Source organism: Halomonas sp. MMH1-48, from assembly GCF_022348105.1.
Classification (GTDB): domain Bacteria; phylum Pseudomonadota; class Gammaproteobacteria; order Pseudomonadales; family Halomonadaceae; genus Vreelandella; species Vreelandella piezotolerans.
This window is the reverse complement of record NZ_JAKRFL010000007.1, coordinates 62,501-83,400: the sequence shown is the minus strand read 5'-3', so window position 1 is coordinate 83,400 and position 20,900 is coordinate 62,501. Positions and strand designations below refer to the sequence as shown.

At 60.9% G+C, this 20,900-nt stretch carries 18 protein-coding genes; 12 read left to right on the top strand and 6 right to left on the bottom strand.

What is annotated here, in order from left to right:
• The first annotated feature begins 87 nt into the window (after nt 1-87).
• Nucleotides 88-3,036: an RNA polymerase-associated protein RapA gene (rapA, locus tag MHM37_RS08645; protein WP_239296385.1), complete on the top strand. Its 2,949-nt coding sequence runs from the start codon at nt 88-90 to the stop codon at nt 3,034-3,036.
• Nucleotides 3,037-3,052: 16 nt separating this feature from the next.
• Here rapA and MHM37_RS08640 read toward each other — a convergent pair whose 3' ends face one another.
• A complete protein-coding gene (locus MHM37_RS08640; RefSeq protein ID WP_239286269.1) occupies nt 3,053-3,955 on the bottom strand; it encodes a TIGR01777 family oxidoreductase in 903 nt (300 codons plus the stop codon).
• 181 nt (nt 3,956-4,136) lie between these two features.
• On the opposite strand from MHM37_RS08640, the gene MHM37_RS08635 reads away from it, so the two are divergent.
• From MHM37_RS08635 to MHM37_RS08595, 9 genes are all read left to right on the top strand, one after another.
• A complete protein-coding gene (locus MHM37_RS08635; protein ID WP_239286271.1) occupies nt 4,137-5,198 on the top strand; it encodes an FAD-dependent oxidoreductase in 1,062 nt (353 codons plus the stop codon).
• A gap of 249 nt (nt 5,199-5,447) precedes the next feature.
• Nucleotides 5,448-6,368 carry a MerR family transcriptional regulator gene (locus MHM37_RS08630; RefSeq protein ID WP_176558247.1) on the top strand — a complete coding sequence of 307 codons (921 nt, stop codon included), beginning with the start codon at nt 5,448-5,450 and terminating at the stop codon, nt 6,366-6,368.
• A 33-nt stretch (nt 6,369-6,401) separates the two neighbouring features.
• A complete protein-coding gene (phrB, locus tag MHM37_RS08625; protein WP_239296386.1) occupies nt 6,402-7,814 on the top strand; it encodes a deoxyribodipyrimidine photo-lyase in 1,413 nt (470 codons plus the stop codon).
• Nucleotides 7,815-7,914: 100 nt separating this feature from the next.
• A complete protein-coding gene (locus MHM37_RS08620; protein ID WP_219862372.1) occupies nt 7,915-8,346 on the top strand; it encodes a nuclear transport factor 2 family protein in 432 nt (143 codons plus the stop codon).
• Between the two features lie 63 nt (nt 8,347-8,409).
• Nucleotides 8,410-9,195 (top strand): SDR family NAD(P)-dependent oxidoreductase, encoded by a 786-nt coding sequence (locus tag MHM37_RS08615; RefSeq protein WP_139527843.1) that lies wholly within the window; start codon nt 8,410-8,412, stop codon nt 9,193-9,195.
• A complete protein-coding gene (locus MHM37_RS08610) occupies nt 9,192-10,541 on the top strand; it encodes an FAD-dependent oxidoreductase (RefSeq protein ID WP_153843252.1) in 1,350 nt (449 codons plus the stop codon). Before MHM37_RS08615 ends, MHM37_RS08610 begins: the two co-directional genes overlap by 4 nt.
• Nucleotides 10,538-11,302, top strand: coding sequence for a DUF1365 domain-containing protein (locus MHM37_RS08605; RefSeq protein WP_153843253.1), 765 nt, complete (start codon nt 10,538-10,540; stop codon nt 11,300-11,302). Before MHM37_RS08610 ends, MHM37_RS08605 begins: the two co-directional genes overlap by 4 nt.
• Nucleotides 11,299-12,567, top strand: a complete 1,269-nt coding sequence (locus tag MHM37_RS08600) for a cyclopropane-fatty-acyl-phospholipid synthase family protein (RefSeq protein ID WP_153843254.1) — start codon at nt 11,299-11,301, stop codon at nt 12,565-12,567. Before MHM37_RS08605 ends, MHM37_RS08600 begins: the two co-directional genes overlap by 4 nt.
• Nucleotides 12,568-13,089: a DUF2878 domain-containing protein gene (locus MHM37_RS08595; protein ID WP_239296387.1), complete on the top strand. Its 522-nt coding sequence runs from the start codon at nt 12,568-12,570 to the stop codon at nt 13,087-13,089. It begins immediately after the preceding gene.
• On the opposite strand, the gene MHM37_RS08590 is transcribed toward MHM37_RS08595, so the two are convergent.
• A complete protein-coding gene (locus tag MHM37_RS08590) occupies nt 13,083-14,921 on the bottom strand; it encodes a GGDEF domain-containing phosphodiesterase (RefSeq protein ID WP_139527838.1) in 1,839 nt (612 codons plus the stop codon). The genes MHM37_RS08595 and MHM37_RS08590 overlap by 7 nt on opposite strands.
• A gap of 273 nt (nt 14,922-15,194) precedes the next feature.
• Between MHM37_RS08590 and fabA the strand changes: the two genes are divergently transcribed.
• Together fabA and fabB are read left to right on the top strand one after the other, a co-directional pair.
• Nucleotides 15,195-15,710: a 3-hydroxyacyl-[acyl-carrier-protein] dehydratase FabA gene (gene fabA / locus MHM37_RS08585; RefSeq protein ID WP_139527837.1), complete on the top strand. Its 516-nt coding sequence runs from the start codon at nt 15,195-15,197 to the stop codon at nt 15,708-15,710.
• A gap of 12 nt (nt 15,711-15,722) precedes the next feature.
• Nucleotides 15,723-16,940 carry a beta-ketoacyl-ACP synthase I gene (fabB, locus tag MHM37_RS08580; protein WP_239296388.1) on the top strand — a complete coding sequence of 406 codons (1,218 nt, stop codon included), beginning with the start codon at nt 15,723-15,725 and terminating at the stop codon, nt 16,938-16,940.
• Between the two features lie 78 nt (nt 16,941-17,018).
• On the opposite strand, the gene MHM37_RS08575 is transcribed toward fabB, so the two are convergent.
• The 4 genes from MHM37_RS08575 to MHM37_RS08560 all read right to left on the bottom strand — a co-directional run bounded on the left by MHM37_RS08575 (nt 17,019) and on the right by MHM37_RS08560 (nt 20,761).
• The gene (locus MHM37_RS08575) at nt 17,019-17,753 is read right to left on the bottom strand and encodes a lysophospholipid acyltransferase family protein (RefSeq protein WP_239296389.1); all 735 of its coding nucleotides are present in this window, start codon (nt 17,751-17,753) and stop codon (nt 17,019-17,021) included.
• Nucleotides 17,750-18,643 carry a sugar nucleotide-binding protein gene (locus MHM37_RS08570; RefSeq protein ID WP_139527834.1) on the bottom strand — a complete coding sequence of 298 codons (894 nt, stop codon included), beginning with the start codon at nt 18,641-18,643 and terminating at the stop codon, nt 17,750-17,752. Before MHM37_RS08570 ends, MHM37_RS08575 begins: the two co-directional genes overlap by 4 nt.
• Nucleotides 18,644-18,711: 68 nt before the next feature.
• The gene (ssb, locus tag MHM37_RS08565; protein WP_239296390.1) at nt 18,712-19,305 is read right to left on the bottom strand and encodes a single-stranded DNA-binding protein; all 594 of its coding nucleotides are present in this window, start codon (nt 19,303-19,305) and stop codon (nt 18,712-18,714) included.
• Nucleotides 19,306-19,381: 76 nt separating this feature from the next.
• On the bottom strand, nt 19,382-20,761 hold the full coding sequence (locus MHM37_RS08560) for an MFS transporter (RefSeq protein WP_153843257.1): 1,380 nt from the start codon (nt 20,759-20,761) through the stop codon (nt 19,382-19,384).
• Nucleotides 20,762-20,900 lie beyond the last annotated feature (139 nt).

The window sequence follows — 20,900 nt, the reverse complement described above, 5'->3', positions numbered from 1 at the left end:
TTTGCGTTAGAATCCCCCGCCCTGTTAGCCGCCGGTCACCTGCCCCGGCGGCGTACGACCCGATTTTGACGACTTCCTCGAGGCATCATGAGCGATTTTTCTCCCGGCCAGCGCTGGATTAGCGACGGCGAAGCCGAGCTTGGACTCGGCACCGTGCTTAACTGCGACGCCCGTAGCGTTACCATTTTGTTCAGTGCCAGCCAGGAAACCCGCACCTACAACACTCGCCAGGCGCCGCTCACCCGCGTGATGTTCGGCAGCGGCGACCGCGTTCTCTCTGCCGATGGCTGGCAGATGATCGTCGATGACAGCAAAGAGAGTCGCGGCCTGATCACCTACATCGGTGAAGACAGCGACGGCACTCTGCGCGAGCTGCCCGAGGCCAAGCTGGCCGATACCATGCAGTTCGATCAGGCCCGCGACCGCTTGCTCACCGGTCAAGTCGACCGCAACGACTGGTTTGATCTTCGCTTTCGCACTCTTCACCACTTCCAGCGCATCGAGCAGCACGGGGCCCTCGGTTTTGCCGGGCCGCGCATCGACCTCATACCCCATCAGCTCTATATTGCCGACGAAGTCGCCGGACGCCATGCGCCGCGGGTTCTGTTGGCCGACGAAGTGGGCCTGGGCAAAACCATCGAAGCCGGCCTGATTCTGCACCGCCTGCTGCTGGCTGGCCGGGTAGAGCGCGCGCTGATTTTGGTGCCCGACAGCCTGACCCACCAGTGGTTGGTCGAACTGCTGCGCCGCTTCTCGCTGAACGTCACTCTGCTGGACGAGCACCAGAGCCAGGCCCACGGCAGCGTCAACCCGTTCGAGAGCGCCCAGCTCGTGCTGGCCAGCCAAGGCTGGCTGTTCGCCAACATTCATCGCCAGGACCAAGCCCTGGCCAGCCGCTTCGACCTGCTGATCGTCGATGAGGCCCACCACCTGGATTGGAGCCCGGAGAAGAGCGGCCCCGGCTACCAGTGCGTGGAACAGCTCGCCGCCGAGATTCCCGGCCTGCTGCTGCTTACCGCCACGCCGGAGCAGATGGGTCTGGAAAGCCACTTCGCCCGCCTGCGGCTACTAGACGCCGAGCGCTACCACGACATCGAGCGCTTCAAAGAGGAGGAGCAGCACTACGTCGCGGTGGCAGGCGCCATCGATGCCCTGGAGGAGCTGCCGCACACCGCGAGCGCCCGCGAACGCGTCGCCGCCGTGGCCGACGACCGCGACAGCCAGGCGCTGCTCGCCACGCTGTGCCACCCAGAGGCCAGCCCGGAGCAGCAGGACGCCGCACGCGCCCAGCTGCGCGATGCACTGCTCGACCGCCACGGCACCGGCCGCGTGATGTTCCGCAACAGCCGCCGTCACGTAGGTGGCTTCCCCGAGCGACGCCTGCATTTAGCTCCGCTCGAACTGCCGTCGGCCTACCGCCGCGTGCTGCGCCGCCTGGAGCGCGACGACGACTATTTGGACGAGCTGCTGATCGAAACCGGCATGGACCATCCGGACGTACTGATCTACCCGGACGCCATGTACCGCGAGCTCAGCAACGACCCGCTGAACACCGAGGCCTGGTGGCACATCGACCCTCGCGTCAACTGGCTGCTCGAAAAACTCAGCGACGACAGCGAGACGGGCTTCGCCAACGACAAAGTACTGGTCATTGCCCACCACCGGGAAACCGCAGAAGGGCTCGCGGAGGGCCTGCGGGTCTTGGGCGGCTACCATGCGCCGGTCTTCCACGAAGGCCTGTCGCTGGTCGAGCGCGACCGGGCCGCCGCCGCGTTTGCCGATGAAGAGGATGGCTGCCAGGTGTTGGTGTGTTCCGAGATCGGCTCCGAGGGGCGCAACTTCCAGTTCTGCCGCCACTTGGTCATGTTCGACATGCCGCAGCACCCCGACCAGCTAGAGCAGCGTATTGGCCGCCTTGACCGGATCGGCCAGCGCCACGCCATCGAACTGCACGTGCCTACGTTTACCGGCAGCCCCGGCGAGCGCCTGCTGCGCTGGTACCACGAAGGCATGGACGCGTTCAGCGCGCCCCATGGAGTGGGCAGCGACCTGTTCGATGCCTTTGGCGATGCTCTGGCCGATGCGCTGCTCGACGACGAGATGCTCGACGAGATCATCGACGAGACCCGAGAGATGTTCATCGCCAAGCTCGCCGAACGGGATGCAGGCCGCAACCGCCTGCTGGAACTCAACGCCTGCCGCCCCGGGCGAGCGCAGCAGGTGATCGATGCCGTGCGCGAGCTGGACGAGGATCCGGCGCTGCCTCGCTACGTGGAGCGTGCGCTGGATATCTTCGGGGTCGACAGCCAGGAGATCGGCAACGGTCTGCTGCACCTTCAGCCCAGCCAGCACATGCTGGATGGCCTGCCCGGGTTGGTCAAAGGCGAAGAGGGCTTCTCTGCCACTTACAGTCGCGCCCAGGCACTGGCGCGGGATGACGTACAGCGACTCTCCTGGGAGCATCCGCTGGTGCGCGAAATGATCGGCCGGGTTCTCGATGGCACCATGGGCAATACCGCGCTGGCGCTGCTACGCCACCCAGCGATTCCCAGCGGGCGTTTGATGGCCGAACTGGTGTTTCGCACCCACTGCCCGGCCCCCAAATCGCTGCACCTGAACCGCTTCTTGCCGCCCACCGCCGTACGCGTACTGCTGGATGAGTCAGGCGCCAATTTGACCAGCAAAATCTCGTTCACCGGGTTGGGCAAAAACCTGCAGAAGGTGAACAAGTCGCTGGCGCGGGATTTGATCAAGAGCCGCCATGATCAGCTTCGCGAGCTGCTCACCCAAGGAGAAGGCGAAGCCGAGCGTGAACTGCCGAGTATCGTAGAGGCCGCAGAAATCCGCATGCGCGCCCAGCTCGACGCCGAGCTGGCCCGCCTGACGGCGCTGGCGGAGCACAATCCGGCGGTGCGTAGTGAAGAGCTGGAAGCGCTGCAGCAGGAGCGTCAGGCGCTGAGCAGCGCTATCGAAAACACTCGCCTACGACTCGACTCGGTGCGGGTGATCATCACCGTCGACTCCAACGCGAACTAAGGCTCACGACGGGCGGCTATAGGATGGCCGCCAGTGCTTGGTCGAGCGTCGGGTACTGAAACTCGAAGCCCGCTTCGCGTAGCCGCTCGGGACGCATGTCTGCCCCGGTCAACAGCAGCCGCGACATCTCCCCAAAGCCCGCTTTCAGCACGAACGCGGGCACCGGAAACATGGCCGGACGATGCAGCTGCTTGGCCAGCGTTTGGGTGAATTCGGCGTTGGTCACCGGATGCGGTGCGCTGCCGTTGAACGCACCAGAGAGGGCTGGCTGGGTGATCAAATAGATGATCGCGGCCACCAGGTCATCTCGATGAATCCAGGGCATGAACTGCTGACCATCACCAAACCGCCCGCCTAGGCCGAGTTTGAACGGCGGCAGCATTTTTTGCAGCGTCCCGCCCCCCGCTTCGAGCACCAGCCCAATACGCAGAATCGCCAGCCGGATGCCCATCGTCTCCACGGGCTTGGCCGCCGCTTCCCACTGAGCGCACAGCCGATGCGCGAACTCGTCGTGGGGCGTGGTGGTCTCGTCCACCACCTTGTCCCCCTGATCGCCGTAATAGCCCATCGCCGAACCGCTCACCATGACGCTCGGTAAAGGTTGGCCGTTGGCCGTCAGCTGCTCGCAGAGGGCAATGAGCTGCTGGGTACTCTCGACCCGTGAGCGGATGAGTCGCTCTTTCTGTTCGGTGTTCCAGCGTTTTGCCGCAATGGGCTCCCCCGCCAAATTCACCAGCGCGTCTGGCGGTGTGTCCACGAAGGCTTGCGCGCTATCGCGGATATCGCAGGTCTTGGGCAGTTTACCGCGCACGTTGTGGGGCGTTCGGGACACCACCTGCACCTCGTGCCCTTGGTCGATCAGCACTTGGCTGAGTCGCTGGCCCACGAAACCGCTGCCCCCGGTGATTAATACCCGCATGGTGTCACTCCTTTGCCGTTAAACGTGGTGTGCAGGAGAGTGTTGCCTGCCACCGCCGGATGAGCGGTCTCGGTGGGCGAGGTTCGGTCACTCATACACATTGCAACTTATTTAATTGTACGATATTTATACATAACTGCTACGATAAAATGGAACCCGCCTACTGATACCGCGAGGACGTATGGCCGCAACGGCAAACGAGAGCTATCCATCACCCTTTGCGCTTCGCGTGGCCATCGTGGGCGCCGGGCTGTCTGGGCTGGCCTGCGCCCATCGACTGGCGCAGCAGGGCACCCAGGTTCGGCTATTCGATAAGGCACGCGGTCCCGGCGGGCGAATGTCCAGTAAACAGCGCCCTGCCGCCATGCTCGACCTCGGCGCCCAAGCCTTTACCGTGCGTGATGAGCGTTTTGCGCGTCAGGTCGACGAGTGGCGACACGCCGGTTGTGTGGACATCTGGCCAACACATCGCTATCAGGCTAGTGCATCCGGCTGGCAAACACACGACGATGGGCAGATACGCTATTGTGGAGCGCCGCGCATGAGCGCCATTACTCGCTACCTGGCCGACGGGCTGAGCGCGTTCGCTGATGCCACGCTCTTGCTCGAAACGACCATCACGGCCTTAGAGCGCCAGCCCAAAGGCTGGCAGCTTCGCGATGCTCAAGACAACCGGTACGGTCTTTTCGATTGCGTGGTGATCAGCGCCCCGCCGCCCCAGGCGAAAGCGCTGCTGGCAGATTGGGAACCGATGCTGTCCGACGCCTGTGAAGAAAGACCGCAGCGGAGCTGCTGGGCGGCATGGGCCATATTTGACGAATCGCTTCCAAGACTTCCCGTCGGCGACCAGTGGCAGAGCCTGCATCTTGAGCATCCTGCTCTACGCTTGGTCTCTCGCAACCACACCAAACCAGGGCGAAAGCACCAGCCGGAAAGCCTGAGCCTGCTGGCCCAACTCGACTGGAGCGATGCACATATCGACGCGACACCAGCCTCCGCGGCGCAGCAGCTATGGGAGGCATTCGTCATCACACTGCCCAGCGACACATCGCTCCCCTCTCCTATTGACGTAGGGGCGCACCGCTGGCGCTATGCCCAGCCTGCCTCGCCAGGCAGGCAGTCGTTCTTGTACAGTGAGAGCGGTTTAGCACTGTGCGGTGACAGCTTCCGCGGTAGCCGTGTCGAGGATGCTTGGCTCTCTGGAAACGAGCTGGGGGCGGCATTATTAGGCCGGTCGGTCTAATAATACTCCGACTAACAGCGCACCAAGATGGACACCGCAAAGGTTGTACCCAGTCGCCACAAATTGTACAAAGGTGCCTATAATAGCGTGATCCTATTCCATCGATTAGGTGTTATTCAACGAATCGCTATACGACATCGCTATACGGCTAGATGGCCCTGCGCCGAGCTGGCGCGGCAACATAGCTATCGCAATTATTGACAGACCCCTGCAGCGCTGGCTGCAGGCAACCAAGAGGCAATGGCGCCCATGAGCAACAAGGCGACCCACCCACCCGATACTCCCCTCTATCCGATCCGGGAAGTTTCCCGTTTGACGGGTGTGAACTCGGTCACTCTACGCGCCTGGGAGCGACGCTACGGTTTGATTCGTCCACAGCGCACGCCCAAGGGCCACAGGCTCTACGCCCAGGACGATATCAGCCGCATCGAGCGCATTCTTCAATGGCTAAACCGCGGCGTACCGGTCAGCCAAGTGGCGGACCTGCTCGACCAACCTGAAACGGTCGAGGCACCAACGCCGAATGCCGGTGACTGGGCCAGCCAACGCCAGCAGCTTCAGGCGGTCATCGAAGCGGTCGACTTGCCGAAGTTAGAAGCCCTGTATCACCAGAGCCTGGCGCTTTATCCGCTGAGCGTGGCGATCAACGAGCTTTGGCAGCCGGTCATTCTGACCCTAGAAGCCAAGTGGGCCGCCGAGCCCGACGACTTGGTACGCCGCACGTTCGAAGCGTTTTTCCGCAGCCAAGTAGGTATTCGCTTGCACTACGCCAACCAAGCGACACGGGGACCGCTGATCCTACTCAGCGCTATGCCTGACGACCCCGGTCCGCTTTGGGTGTTGATGTGCGCGCTCATGGCCAGCGAACAAGGCTACCGCGTGCAACTCTTCGATCACTCGCTGCCACTCGACGATTTGCCGCAAGCGGTATCTCGCCTACATTCATCGATGGTGCTGCTTTCCAGCGGTCAGCGGGAAAACGATCGCTATATTCGCGACGATTTACCCAAAGCCGCCGAAGCCCTCGGCGTGCCCCTCGGCGTTTGCGGCGAAGTGGCGCGGCTGCGCGAGAACGACCTCCGTGACGGCGCCGTTCACATGCTGGGGGACGACCTTCCCCAAGCGATTGCTCGTTTGCGCCCGCTGCTACGTGAATCCGGTATCCTGTAAACGCGGTGGCATCGGCTAACCTAAGGATTTTGCATGAACCTGCAGCTTGTTTGGTTTCGCAGCGATTTACGTATTCATGACAATTCCGCACTCGCCGCCGCTGCCGCCAAAGGGCCGGTCGTAGCGGTTTTTTTACGCAGCATCGAGCAGTGGCGTGACCACGGTCACGGTGCGAACAAGCTCGATTTTTGGGCGCGCGGCGTCAGTGCACTGAAGACGTCGCTCAACGGTCTGAACATCCCGCTTCTGCACCGCGATATCGAACGCTACGACGACGCCCCTCAAGCGCTGTTGGAGATTGCCCAGAAGTACGGCGTCGAGCGGCTACACTTCAATTACGAGTATCCGCTCAACGAGCAGCGCCGCGATCAGGCAGTACTGAAGGCCTTTCAACAGGCAGAGATAACTGCTCATGGTCACCATGACGCCGTTGCCTTTGCCCCAGGCAGTTTGCTGACCGGCAAATGCGATTACTACGGCGTGTTTACACCCTTTGCGAAAGCGTGGCACAAACAGGTAACGGCGGATCAGCTTGCGCTGCGCGACACGCCAGAAGCCCAGTCGCCCCTCGAGATCCAAAGCGACTCGCTTCCGTCTCTGCCCGCGCTCGACGACGAGCCGCTGGATGGCCGCCAGTGGCCCGCAGGCGAAAACGCCGCTAGCGACAACTTGGAGCGCTTCTTGCGTTTTCGCGGGCGGCATTACAAGGATCAGCGCGATTTTCCCAAGGTGCGGGGAACCAGCGAGCTGTCACCCTATTTAGCCCTGGGGATGATCTCGTATCGCCAGTGCCTACAAGCCGTGATGAGCGAAAACGGCGGGAGCCTCGCCGACGGCGACGCGGGCTTGACGGCCTGGGTGAACGAGCTGGTGTGGCGGGAGTTTTATCAGCATGTGGCGGTCGGCTTCCCCCAGGTGTGCCGCTACCAGCCGTTTCAAGAACACACCAAGCAGCTCGACTGGCGCGATGACGACGACGGCTTTGCCGCTTGGTGCGAGGGCCGCACCGGCTACCCCATCGTGGACGCTGCCATGCACCAACTCGTGTCGACCGGCTGGATGCACAACCGTCTGCGCATGATCACGGCCATGTTCTTGAGCAAACACCTGCTGATCGACTGGCGACGTGGTGAGGCTTTTTTCATGCGCCACTTGGTGGATGGCGAGTTCTGCGCCAACAATGGCGGCTGGCAGTGGGCCGCTTCGACGGGAACCGATGCGGCACCCTATTTCCGCATTTTCAACCCCACCACCCAATCGACTCGCTTCGACCCCGACGGCGAGTTCATCGCCCAATGGCTGCCCGAGCTTGCATCGCTGCCAGCCAAAGCGCGACACGCCCCACCAAAAGACATGCTCGATCCCATCGATTACCCAGCGCCCATCGTCGATCACAAAGCGGCGCGCCAGCGGGCACTCGACGCCTTCAAAGCGCTCTCGAAGTAGCCGCCACATACGCCTCTTCATGGCGGCCATGTGCCGCTATGCTGCCTATCTACCTACCATTCTCTCATCATGACGCCCTGTCACTTGCAAGGAGTGTGCGATGACCGACGACCGCGCTTTGGCCAAGTTTTGTGCTTTCTTCAACAAACTAGACAACACCTGTACAGAAAAACTATACGAGGTATATACTGAGGAAGTTGTTTTCAACGATCCGCTACATCACATTGAGGGTCGCAAGGCGCTAGAGCGCTACTTCGCCACGATGTACGAAAACGTTGAGCGCTGCCGCTTCACGTTCCATACCCAGCAGATGCAGGGGTATCAAGCGTTCGTGACGTGGACCATGGAGTTCGTTCACCCTCGCTTGGCCCGGGGAAGGCCAGTGAGTGTGGAGGGTTGCAGTGCGCTGACGTTTACCGAGGACGGAAAAGTGTCGCGTCACCGCGACTATTTCGATGCTGGGGCCATGCTGTACGAGCACCTTCCCATCATGGGACGTGTCATACGCTGGTTAAAGCAGCGCCTGGGTTGAGTCGTGTGACCTCGTTGATACGCACGCAGGCTGCGTGCTAACAGGCCGCTACAGGAGAGCAGGATGAGCACATGGAATACGTCCCAACGTATCTGGCTGACCGGCGCGACCTCCGGCATTGGTGAAGCGCTGGCCAAACAGTTAATCGAACAGGGACACCGCGTGGTATTGAGCGCCCGCAACGAAGAGGCATTGCATGCGCTTTGCAATGGCCATGACAACGCTTATCCGTTGCCCCTGGACGTCAGCGACCATCAGGCCGTATTAGCCGCCGGTGAGCAGATTCGCGAATGGCTGGGCGCATTAGACGTTGCACTATTCAACGCGGGCACCTGCGAGTATCTCGACGCGCGACACTTTGATATGGCGCTCGTCGAACGTGTTTTCACTCCAAACCTGTTTGGCACGCTGTATGGCGTCGACGCCGCCCTTCCGCTGCTGCGTGCTGCTCGTCAGGAAGGCAAACCAGCACGCTTGGCCGCGACATCGAGCGCCTCGGCCTACTTGCCGCTGCCTCGCGCGGAGGCTTACGGCGCGTCGAAGGCCGCCGTGAGTTACTTTCTTGAATCTCTGCGTCTTGATCTGCACCAGGAAGGCATCGACGTCAGCTTGATCCACCCGGGCTTCGTGAAAACACCGCTCACCGACCGCAACGACTTTCCTATGCCCATGCAGGTCACGGCCGACGAAGCCGCCAAGGCGATCATTGCAGGGCTGGCCAAAGGTCGCCTGGATATCCATTTCCCACGGCGGTTTACCTATATCGTCAAATGTTTGGGCATTTTACCCCCCGCCCTGCGGCGATGGATTGGCCTGCGCATGACGCGGCAAACCAAGGAGTCACCATGAGCGTCACAGCGTCACAGCGCATTGCGGTTATTGGCAGCGGCATCAGCGGGATGGCCGCCGGATGGTACCTATCCTCACAGCATGAGGTGACGCTGTTCGAAGCCGATCGTCGACTAGGCGGCCATACGGCCACCATGGACGTCGAGGTCAATGGCGAGCCCTACGCCATCGATACCGGCTTCATCGTTTTCAATGACTGGACCTACCCCCATTTTCAACGCTTGTTAGCGACCCTCGGCGTGCCCAGCCAAGCCACCGAGATGAGTTTTTCGGTGCATGAGACGGACGTCGACTTCGAGTACAACGGCCATACGCTCACGTCGCTCTTCGCCCAGCGCCGCAATCTGCTCAATCCCTCGTTCTATCGTCTGCTACGCGATATTTTACGCTTTAACAAACAGGCCACCGCCGACCTAGAGAGCAAACGGCTACCGGCGGACATGACGCTGGGTGAGTACCTCGATAGACACGGCTACGGCGACGCGTTCCAGCGTCGTTACCTGCTGCCCATGGGGGCCGCCATCTGGTCGGCGAGCATTGGTGATCTACGCGCTTTCCCACTGACGTTTTTCGTTCGCTTTTTCCGCAACCATGGACTGCTATCGGTCAACCACCGCCCCCAATGGTATACCCTCGTGGGCGGCTCCAAGCGCTATATCCCTAGCTTGACCGCGCCCTATGCGTCGCGCATCCGTCTCAACACCCCGGTGACCCACATCACTCGCAGCGACACGGGTGTCGTGGTGACCACGGCCCAGGGCAGCGAACGCTTCGACCAGGTCGTACTGGCCTGTCACGCTGACCAAGCGCTCGCCATGCTAGGAGATGCCTCTGCCGCCGAGCGCGAGATCCTGGGAGCAATGCCTTACCAGGACAACGAGGTCGTGCTGCACACCGACACCTCGCTGCTGCCCCGCCGCCAGCGCGCCTGGGCAAGCTGGAACTACCGGTTGGATGGCCGCGGCGCCGACGAGCGAGTATCGGTCACTTACAACATGAACATCCTGCAGCGTTTAGCAGCAGACACCACGTTTTGCGTCACGCTGAACGATTCCGACAGTATCGATCCGACCAAGGTGCTTGGCCGCTACACCTATGCCCATCCCCAGTTCACGCTGGCAGGTCAGGCCGCTCAAATGCGCCACGACGAGATCTCGTCGGTGGCACGGCGCACCCACTTCTGCGGCGCCTACTGGCGCAACGGTTTTCATGAGGACGGCGTTTGGAGCGCGCTACGTGTGGCGCAGGCACTGGGCTGTGACGAAGCCGCTGAGCCGCCCACCACGCCGACGGCGCTGCCCGCGCATGAGTTGATGCCCAACAGCGTTGGGGAGGGGCTGGGATGATCGCTGCGCCGCGCTCGCGCATCTATCGCGGTACGCTTCGCCACCGCCGCTTTACGCCCAAGGTTCACACGTTTAGCTATCAGATGTGGATGGCGTGGCTCGATCTCGATGAGCTCCCCACGCTCTTCGACGGCGTGCCGGGATTCAGCGCGCGACGCCCGGCGCTGGCGCGCTTTCGTCGCGAAGATTATCTGGCCCCGACGGACCGCCCGCTGCGCACCGCCGTGCGGGAAGAGTTGGCCCGCCAGCTAGGCAGCGCCCCTAACGGTCGTATCTGCATGCTGACCCAACTGCGCACCCTCGGCACGATGTTCAACCCTATCACCGTGTACTACGCCTACGATGAGCTGGGACGCCTAGCCGCCGTGCTGGGTGAAGTCACCAATATGCCCTGGCGCGAGCGTACTTGCTACGCCTGCCATGTCGAGACCGACCGCCACGCGCATCAGGCACGCTTTGCTAAAGCCATGCACGTGTCGCCCTTCAACCCCATGGAGATGACCTATCGCTGGAAATTCAATTCGCCCGGCGACCAGCTCTATCTGCATATGGAGAACTGGCAGCACGAACAACGCCATTTCGACGCTACGCTCACGCTCGATGCAGCGCCCGCCACGCGCGGCGTGCTCCTGGCCACCCTCGCCAAGCACCCTTGGATGAGTCTGAAAACGGTCGCGGGAATCCATTTTGAAGCGCTTCGCCTGTGGCTCAAGCGCATCCCCGTTTATAACCACCCTAAGCGCAAGGAGACTTCAAAATGACCACCCTGCGTACCACGCCTCCCAATAGCCAGCCAGCGCGCCAAGACCGCTTCACTCGCTGGCTAAAACCCCGTTTGCTGGCTCAGTTGGATGCCTTTCGCGGCGGACGCATCACGTTGATCGAGGGCAACCAGTGCCATCACCTGGGTCAGGAGGGCCCGCTACAAGTCACCGTGGTGATCCGTCACTCACGCGCCTGGAAGCGGCTCGCCTTTGGCGGCACCGTCGGTGCCGCAGAATCCTATATGGACGGCGATTGGGACGCCGATGACTTGGTGGCGTTGGTCCGCCTGTTCGCGGCCAATCTGGATCATGTCAATGGCCAGATGGAGAACGGTAGCGCTCGCCTCACCCGCTGGCTGCTGGGACTGGCTTACCGCTTCCAACGCAACAGTCTGTCCGGTTCCAAGCGCAATATCGCCGCGCACTATGACATCGGTAACGATCTGTTTGCGACATTCCTGGATACACGCCACTGGATGTACTCCAGCGCCGTCTTCCCCTACCCGGAAGCCAGTTTGGAAGAGGCCTCGACCTATAAGCTCGACATCATGCTCGAGAAGCTGGACGTTCGCCCCGAGCACCACTTGTTGGAAATTGGCACGGGCTGGGGCGGCTTGGCCATTCACGCTGCCAAGACACGCGGCTGCCGGGTGACCACCACGACGATTTCCGAGGAGCAGTACGCACATACCGCCCTGCGCATCAAAGAAGAAGGGCTGGAAGATAAAATCACACTGCTGAAGCAGGATTATCGCGAGCTGACCGGACGTTTCGATCGGCTGATCTCGGTAGAAATGATCGAGGCGGTGGGACATCAGTATCTCAATACGTATCTCGAAAAGATCGACAGCCTGCTGACCGATGATGGTCAAGTGATGCTGCAAGCGATCACCATTCGCGACCAGCGCTTCGAAGAGGCCAAACGCGACATGGACTTCATCAAGCGCTACATTTTCCCCGGTGGTTTTTTGCCCTCCCATCACGCCATGCTCTCGAGCGTAATGCGTAAAACGTCTCTCAACGTCGTGGCGCTCGATGAGATTGGCCAGCACTACGCACGGACGCTGCGGGAGTGGCGCCACCGTTTCGAGGCGAGTCTCGACCAGGTACGTAGCCAAGGCTATGACGAGCGCTTCATTCGTATGTGGCGCTACTACCTGTGTTACTGCGAAGGCGGCTTTATCGAGCGCTCCATCGGCACCTGCCACCTTTTGCTGGCCAAGCCGGCGGCCAAACCGGCCCCGCTCACCGGAGCGCTGTAAATGGCGTCGCCCTCCCCCATGCCAGTACGCGCGATGTTATTCAATGCGCTGCGCTTCGAGGCGGGCTGGCTGCTATGTGTGCTGGGCGGCTCATGGATCGCCGCGATCAGCGGGGCGGCACTGCTGGGCTGGCACTTTTGGCACTGGGCCAAACCCGGCGAATGGCGTTTCATCGGGCTATTCGCTCTATTGGGGCTGGCGATGGATGGCGGACTACATGTGGCAGGCGGCTTCGATTTTGGCGACCAAGCGCTCGTTGCGGGACTGCTGCCCGTATGGCTATGGATGCTCTGGCCGCTGTTCGCCACGCTGGTCTTTCACTCGCTTGTTTGGCTATGGCGCTACCCTCTGATGGCCGCCGCGTGTGGCGCGATCAGTGGCCCACTCTCTTATTTGGGGGGCGCGGCGCTGGCCAACGTAAGTTTGGCAGCGTGGCTTTTGCCGGTGCAAGCGGTCATCTGGGCCGCGCTTTGCCTAGGCATTAGCTACTACGCACGGCGGGTCGCTGCAACGACTCAATGAACACCCTCGGCAAGCGCCACCGGCGACCAGCGCTGCTCTAGCTCGGAGGCAGGCAGTGGTTTGGCGAAGTAAAATCCCTGCACCAGCGTACAGCCCGCTTTGATCAAAAACTGACACTGGGCTTGAGTTTCAACGCCCTCCGCCACGACTTCCAGTCCCATCCCATCGGCCATGGCCAACACCGCCGTGACGATGGCCGCATCGGCTTGGTCATTGGGAAGCTCGCGGATGAACGCACGGTCCAGTTTGATCTTATCCACCGGCAGTCGTTTCAAATAGCCTAACGATGAATAGCCGGTACCGAAGTCGTCGATGGCAATGGCGTAGCCAAGCGCCCGAAGCGCCTGTAGGCGGGGGCCCATGTCGCCGGCACGCTCGTCCAGCAGCACCGACTCGGTGAGCTCCAGACCAATTTGCGACGGTTTGAGCTGATAGCGCTCCAAGCAGGTCGCCAATTGGGTTTCCAGATCGCCCTGAAAGAGCTGCAGCGCCGAGATGTTGATCCACACGGTCACTTTGGGCATACCGCTGTTTTGCCAGTGTGCTTGCTGCGCACACGCTTTCTCGATCACCCAGCTACCTAGCTCGGCCATCAGACCATGACGCTCGGCCAGAGGAATGAACTCGCCCGGCGAGATCATGCCATCCTGTGGATGGCGCCAGCGTAGCAATGCCTCCATGCCCATCAGCTCACCGCTGCCTGGGTGGTGCTGAGTTTGGTAGTGAAGCTCTAACTGGTCACCGGACACCAGCGCGGCGCGCAGATCGCTGACCAGCGCCAGCTGGGGATTATCCTGCTTGTCCAAGGCTGGGCGAAAGCGCTGGCTATGGTTACGCCCCAATCGCTTGGCGCTATACAGGGCGGACTCCAAACGTTGAAACAGCACGCCGGAGTCGCGGCCATCTTCGGGCGCGCGGCAGCTGCCAATGGTCAGCCCTAGGCGCAGCGACTGCTCATTGATCTCGAAAGGGCTGCACATATGATCGCGCAGGGTCATGATCCATTTGTCGTGATCATCGAAGGTGGTGGTGCGAATCACCAAAAACTCATCACCCCCCAGGCGGCCGACGACGCTGCCCGCCATGTAGCTGGTGAGCCGCTGAGCAAACCGCGCAAGCAACCGATCCCCCTGCTCGACGCCCAGACTGTCATTGACCGACTTCAAACCATCGATATCGATCAGCGCCATGTCCAAACTCTCACCCGCGCGCAGGTGGCGCAGCCTTGAGGCCATTAGGTCATGCAGGCGGCGACGATTAGGTAGCCCGGTCAGCGGGTCCTCGTAGCCGATGCGGCGCAGGTCACGCTCGCGAGCCTTTTGCGCCGAAATATCGGTAAACAGACTGATGAAATGGGTAATCTTGCCGCGTTTGTCGGTCACGGCACGAACCTTGAGCCACTCGGGGTACTCATCGCCATGTTTGCGGCGGTTCCACATTTCCCCTTCCCAACGGCCCGTGGCTTTGAGGGTGCTCCAAAAGCTTTCATAGAAGGCTTTGTCGTGGCGCTGCGCCGCGAGGGTTTCAAGCTTGCGGCCGACCATCTCCTGACTCTCGTAGCCGGTAATGTCGGTAAAGGCCGGATTGACGGCCAGAACGCGATTTTGCACGTCGCTGATGACCATGGCATCCCCCGCCAACCCCATGGCATCTTGGGCAAGCCGCAGGCGCAACCGCTGCTGACGAACTTGGTGCCAAGCATCCCATAAACCCAACGTAACCAAGCTGGCGGCCACCATGCGCAGCGCGGTATCAGGAATCCATACACACGCAGGCAGCGCCATGAGCGCTACCCAAACCAGCGGACGATTAAGAGAAACAGGCAGCCACATGGCGGGTCTTGTTGTCCTATCAGCAATCACTAACTAAAAACAAGGGTCGACGACATCATGCCGTCTAACCCAAAACTTGGATAGAGCATATTACGTCAATAGGCCGTTTATTGTGCGAATTCGCTAAGTGAAACGTTACACTCATGACGATTGCCGTATTGGCAAATCATTAAAAAGCATTAGAAAGTGACGATAAGGCGCCCGTGACGTGCATTCGGTGGTCTCGGGAAGTAGACTAGGCGCAACAACCATCTTCATACTCGGAACGATTCAGTGACCAAGCAACACTCCTTTGATCGCGAAGAACTGCTGGCCTGCTCGCGTGGCGAGCTTTTTGGCCCAGGCAATGCACAGCTGCCAGCCCCCAACATGCTGATGCTCGACCGTATCACGCATATCCATGAAGAGGGCGGTGAACACGGCAAAGGCGAACTGATCGCCGAGCTGGATATCACTCCGGATCTGTGGTTCTTCGACTGCCACTTCCCCGGCGACCCGGTGATGCCTGGCTGCTTGGGTCTCGACGCGATGTGGCAGCTGGTAGGTTTTTATCTGGGCTGGCTTGGCCATCCTGGCCGAGGCCGTGCGCTAGGCTGCGGCGAAGTGAAATTCAGCGGCCAAATTTTGCCCGACGCTCAAAAAGTGACGTATCGCATCAACATGAAGCGCGTCATTACCCGTCGGCTCATTTTAGGCATCGCCGACGGAACCGTGTCCGTCGACGGGCGCGATATCTACCAGGCTAATGACCTGCGCGTTGGCCTATTCACCTCCACTGCGAATTTCTAACAGGAGGCTCCCATGCGACGAGTGGTAGTCACCGGCCTTGGCATCGTGTCGTGCTTAGGCAACGACCAGCAACAGGTCTTAGACGCGCTCAAAAGCGGGCGCAGCGGTATTCGTTTCAAGGAAGAGTACGCCGAGCGCGGCTTCCGCAGCCATGTGGCGGGCAGTGTCGATATCGATCTCGATACGCTAATCGACCGCAAGCTGCGCCGCTTCATGGGCGATGCAGCGGCTTACGCCTACGTCTCCATGGCTCAAGCCATCGAAGACGCTGGTCTGACCGAAGCGCAAGTGTCGAACGAGCGCACCGGCCTGATTGCAGGTTCGGGCGGCGCGTCTAGCGCCAATCAGGTCGAAGCCGCCGATCTCATGCGCGAGAAAGGCCTGCGCCGCGTTGGCCCTTACCGCGTGACCCGCACCATGGGTAGCACGGTATCCGCCTGCTTGGCCACGCCGTTCAAGATCAAAGGCGTGAACTACTCCATCTCTTCTGCCTGTGCGACCTCGGCCCACTGCATTGGTAGCGCCATGGAGCAGATCCAGCTCGGCAAGCAGGACGTAGTCTTTGCTGGCGGTGGCGAAGAGGAGCACTGGACGCTGTCATGTCTGTTCGACGCCATGGGTGCTCTCTCTACGCACTATAACGACACCCCGGACAAAGCTTCTCGCCCTTACGATCAGGCCCGCGATGGTTTCGTCATCGCCGGTGGTGGCGGCATGCTGGTGCTGGAAGAGCTCGAACATGCAAAAGCGCGCGGCGCCAAGATCTATGGCGAGCTCGTCGGCTATGGCGCGACCTCGGATGGCCATGACATGGTGGCCCCCTCTGGTGAGGGCGCGATGCGCTGCATGCATCAGGCCATGGCCACGGTGCAGGGCGATATCGACTACATCAATACCCATGGCACCTCGACACCGGTTGGCGATGTCGCTGAACTGAAAGCGATTCGCAGCGTGTTCGGCAACTCAACGCCCGCCATGAGCTCGACCAAGTCGCTCACCGGCCACTCGCTGGGTGCCACTGGCGTACAGGAAGCGATCTACTCGCTGCTCATGATGCAGCACGACTTCGTGGCCGCTTCTGCCAACGTCGAGCAGCTCGACGAGCAGGCCGACGGTTTCGATATCGTGACCGAGCGTCGCGACGGCGTCACCCTCGAGCGCGTGCTCTCCAACAGCTTTGGCTTTGGCGGCACCAACGCCTGCTTGGTGTTCCAGCGCTACGACGACTGATATCCATGTACGGCATCAAAAACGGCGCCTTCGGGCGCCGTTTTTGCGTGAATATGTGTGGATAGTTGCTCAGCGCGCTTAGCGAACCACGGGCCTTGGGACCTCGGAAATCTCCTGCAGCTGCCCCTCGATCCAGGCTTCGACATCCACCAACACCTCGTCGGGCGTGCGCCCTTCGGTCGCGATGGGCGGTCCAATGCGCACGCGAAGCACCCCTGGGCGCTTGACCCAGTGACGACCAGGCCAGCGCTCACCGGCATTGTGAGCGACGGGAAGCACCGGCACACCGGCTCGGCAAGCAACGACGCTACCGCTTTTGTTATAGCGCTTGCGCACGCCAGGATCCACCCGCGTGCCCTCTGGGAAAATCAGGACAGACAGGCCAGTGCCCAGGCGTTCGACGCCCTGCGTCAGCACCTGTTTCATGGCTCGCGCGGGCTTGGAGCGATCCAAACTGATCGGGCGTAGCAAGCGCAGCCCCCACCCAAAAACGGGAATGCGCAGCAGCTCGCGCTTGAGCACGGTGCACACCGGCGGCTTCATCACCTGCAGAAAGACCGTCTCCCACTCACACTGGTGATTGGCTTGAATGACGCAGGGCCCTGACGGGATATTCTCCCGCCCCTGAATCTCATAGCGCACACCGCAGGCAATGCGGAACCACACCATCAAGAAGTAGTTGTAGAGATTCAACAGCCGATAGCGAGCCGCCAGTGGCAGAAACGGTGCGATGGGTAAAAAAAGCACCCCAATGAGCAGCATGGCAGTGAAATAACCTACATAAAACAGCAGGCTGCGACCCACATTGATCAAACTGACTCTCCTGTCCCAACGTCATCGGGCTGCTGGTCGCGGGTGAGACACCAAGCATCCAGCATGCGTCCAACTTCCAGCCGCCATGGCTTTTGATGAACGCCAAACACATCCAGCACGCGGCGACAGTTCAATACGCGGCGTAATTTAGCATCGTGGTGATGGTTCAGTGCTTGCACCTCACCTAGCGCGACCGTCTCACCTCGGCCCTCCAGGTGCGTCGCCAATTGCGTGCGCACCATCGAGGTAAAGGTGAACGCACTGACCGGCTCCGTCCCTGCCAAATGGTAGGCCCCCCAAGCGTCGGCCCCGCAGGCCTGCTGCTGCAGCATGCCGATGAGCGCCATCGCCACTGCATCGGCCGATGTTGGGCAACAGACGACATCCTCGGCGGCCCGAACCGCCTGCCCGGTCACCAAGCTATCAATGATTTCATTCAGCCAAGCGTGGCTGCCTTCCAGCGCGAACAGGGGCCCCAAGCGCACGATCAGGTGTCGGTGGTAGTCGGCGCGAATGCGGTCGCCGGTCTGGACGAGGCGGCGCAAACACTCGTCGCGTGGGGCGGGCACGACGTGCTCATCGATGGGGATATCGAATCCCTCTTCGTAAAGCTGATCGGACACGCACCAGACCAGCGCCACTCCTTGGGTTTGACACGCATCCACGCAGCGCTCCACGGCGTCCGCATGGGCTTTTACCTCGGCAGGGGTCATGCTCAGCGGATGCGCCAGCGGCGGAATGATCACCGCATCGGGCGCGATGGCCTGCAGCTGGCTCGCCGAAACGGCGAGGCCCTGTTCGATTACCAGCTCGGTATCGGTGCGCCGGCTCGCTTCCCGAGCCAATGCTAAACTCAAGCAGTGCCCGGCATCCAGTATCAGCAGCTTCAAGACAGACCCTCTTCCTCAACCCAAGAACGTAAACTCGTGCGTCATGCGGTGACGAACGCCTGCCAGCGTTAGAACGGAATTTCGTCGTCGAAGTCGTCGAAATTGCCCGGATCAGGCGCACCGTAGCTGTTGTTCTGCTGGTTAGGCGCAGGCTGCTGGGGCGGCGCAGAGCGCTGCGGAGCGCCTTGATTGGGGTAACCGCCTTGTTGGGGTGGCTGCTGCTGACCATAGTTTTGGCCATAGTTCTGCTGCGGCGGGGCCTGCTGAGCAGGTGCCTGCTGGGCATAGCCACCTTGCGGCGCACCGCCGCCCTGGTAGTCACCGCTGCGGCCATCGAGCATCTGCATGTCGTTGGCGACGATCTCCGTACTGTAGCGGTCCTGGCCATTTTGATCCTGCCATTTGCGCGTTTGCAGGCGGCCTTCGATATAGACTTTCGAGCCCTTTTTCAGGTACTGCTGGGCAATTTCGGCCGTTTTGTTGAACAGCACCACGCGATGCCATTCGGTGCGCTCCTGACGCTGGCCGCTTTGACGATCCATCCAGGTATCAGAGGTGGCCAGGTTCAGGTTCGCCACCGCGGTACCGGAGGGAGTGAAACGGACATCCGGATCCTGGCCTAAGTTGCCAATCAAAATAACTTTATTAATCCCGCGCGCCATAAGGTCGCTCCTCATCATTCATCGTGTACATTAGCGGTCACTGACAGCTGGTCACAGCTAAGCCAGCGGTGAGTCATTAGGTTCGTGGCGGCGACATCAGTCTCGACAACGCCGCCTGGTCCAATGCGTCGCGATTGACCTTCAAGTAGACCAAACGCTCTTCTGGCACGACCATCACATCTTCTACGCCGACCACGTCGGCAAGATGCTCCATCAACAGGTTCATCGCATCGGGCTGCGTTTCGTGCAGCGCCATCACTTCACTCGAGAGCGGCGGCGGCGACGGCATACGCCACATGGCCGTCCACCACCCTAGCGCCAACAAGGCACAGCCTATGAAGACGGCGTTCAACCCCCAAACGTTGGCTAACAAGCCGCCCAGCGTGCCGCCTAAAAAGGCGCCTAAAAACTGGCTGGTGGAGTACACCCCCATGGCCGTCCCCTTGGCACCCGCTGGGGCCAGCTTACTGAGCATGGAGGGCAGCGTCGCCTCCAGCAAATTAAATCCGGTGAAAAACACGAACAACCAAACGAACAGCCAACGTCCTTGCGAGAGCGGCATCCCCAGGCTCGCCAGGCTCAAGGCAATGGCCCCAATGGCCAGCAGGCACATCAGCTTCATCCGCTGACGTTTTTCCGCGACGATGACCAGCGGCACCATGGCGACGAATGACAGTGCCATGATGCCGAGATAGGCAAGCCCATGGTACTCCGCTGCTACGCCTGCATTGAGCAAGCGAAACGGAATGGCGACGAAAATGGCCATCAGTACCAAATGCAGCGCAAAAATCGATAGATCCAGTCGCCACAAATCGGGTCGAGTCATCACGCTCTTGAACTGTTTGCGATCCAGCCCAACGTCGCGGTGGCGCAACCGGCGCGGAGCGGGCGGCACCCAGCGCCATAGCACCACCAGTCCCACCAGCGTCAACAGGGCGGTAAACCAAAACACGCCGGAGAGACCGGCCCAGGCGGCCAGCCAGGGACCAAGCACCATGGCAATGGCAAACGACACGCCGATCGAAAGACCGATGGTGGCCATGGCGGCAGTGCGAACCTGCTCGCGGGTTTGATCGGCCAGTAGCGCCATGATGGCCGCCGCCACGGCGCCACCGCCCTGCAGCGCGCGCCCGGCGATCACGCCGACAATCGTATCCGCCATTGCAGCGATCACACTACCGACGGCGAAAATCACAAGCCCCATGGCAATCACTCGCTTGCGCCCGATACGATCAGAGAGCAGGCCAAACGGAATTTGCAGCGACGCCTGGGTAAGGCCATAGATGCCTAACGCGACCCCCACGAGCAGCGGCGTTGCACCTGCCAACGTATCAGCATAGAGCGCGAGTACCGGCAGAACCATGAAGAGTCCCAGCATACGAGACGCGTAAAGGCCAGCCAAGCCGCTGATTGCACGGCGTTCAGCGGCCAGCAGCAGTGCGGAAACCTTGCGCATAGTGCCCTTGTGTATGGTGGATGGGCCAGAACGGCCTGAGATAACCGACCATTCTAGCGCTTTGTCACCACGCTGGAAACGCCAGCGCGGTGGCGACAGCAGAGACAGTTTTGCCGGGAAGGGTACAGCAAACGTATAA

Bases quoted from the DNA above. Each gene is read 5' to 3' on its own strand.
- rapA (WP_239296385.1), top strand. From the start codon at position 88: ATGAGCGATTTTTCTCCCGGCCAGCGCTGGATTAGCGACGGCGAAGCC.
- MHM37_RS08590 (WP_139527838.1), bottom strand. From the start codon at position 14,921: ATGTGGCTGCCTGTTTCTCTTAATCGTCCGCTGGTTTGGGTAGCGCTC.
- fabB (WP_239296388.1), top strand. From the start codon at position 15,723: ATGCGACGAGTGGTAGTCACCGGCCTTGGCATCGTGTCGTGCTTAGGC.
- MHM37_RS08560 (WP_153843257.1), bottom strand. From the start codon at position 20,761: ATGCGCAAGGTTTCCGCACTGCTGCTGGCCGCTGAACGCCGTGCAATC.
- MHM37_RS08620 (WP_219862372.1), top strand. From the start codon at position 7,915: ATGACCGACGACCGCGCTTTGGCCAAGTTTTGTGCTTTCTTCAACAAA.
- MHM37_RS08595 (WP_239296387.1), top strand. From the start codon at position 12,568: ATGGCGTCGCCCTCCCCCATGCCAGTACGCGCGATGTTATTCAATGCG.
- MHM37_RS08610 (WP_153843252.1), top strand. From the start codon at position 9,192: ATGAGCGTCACAGCGTCACAGCGCATTGCGGTTATTGGCAGCGGCATC.
- MHM37_RS08640 (WP_239286269.1), bottom strand. From the start codon at position 3,955: ATGCGGGTATTAATCACCGGGGGCAGCGGTTTCGTGGGCCAGCGACTC.
- MHM37_RS08615 (WP_139527843.1), top strand. From the start codon at position 8,410: ATGAGCACATGGAATACGTCCCAACGTATCTGGCTGACCGGCGCGACC.
- MHM37_RS08630 (WP_176558247.1), top strand. From the start codon at position 5,448: ATGAGCAACAAGGCGACCCACCCACCCGATACTCCCCTCTATCCGATC.
- MHM37_RS08605 (WP_153843253.1), top strand. From the start codon at position 10,538: ATGATCGCTGCGCCGCGCTCGCGCATCTATCGCGGTACGCTTCGCCAC.
- phrB (WP_239296386.1), top strand. From the start codon at position 6,402: ATGAACCTGCAGCTTGTTTGGTTTCGCAGCGATTTACGTATTCATGAC.
- ssb (WP_239296390.1), bottom strand. From the start codon at position 19,305: ATGGCGCGCGGGATTAATAAAGTTATTTTGATTGGCAACTTAGGCCAG.
- MHM37_RS08600 (WP_153843254.1), top strand. From the start codon at position 11,299: ATGACCACCCTGCGTACCACGCCTCCCAATAGCCAGCCAGCGCGCCAA.
- MHM37_RS08635 (WP_239286271.1), top strand. From the start codon at position 4,137: ATGGCCGCAACGGCAAACGAGAGCTATCCATCACCCTTTGCGCTTCGC.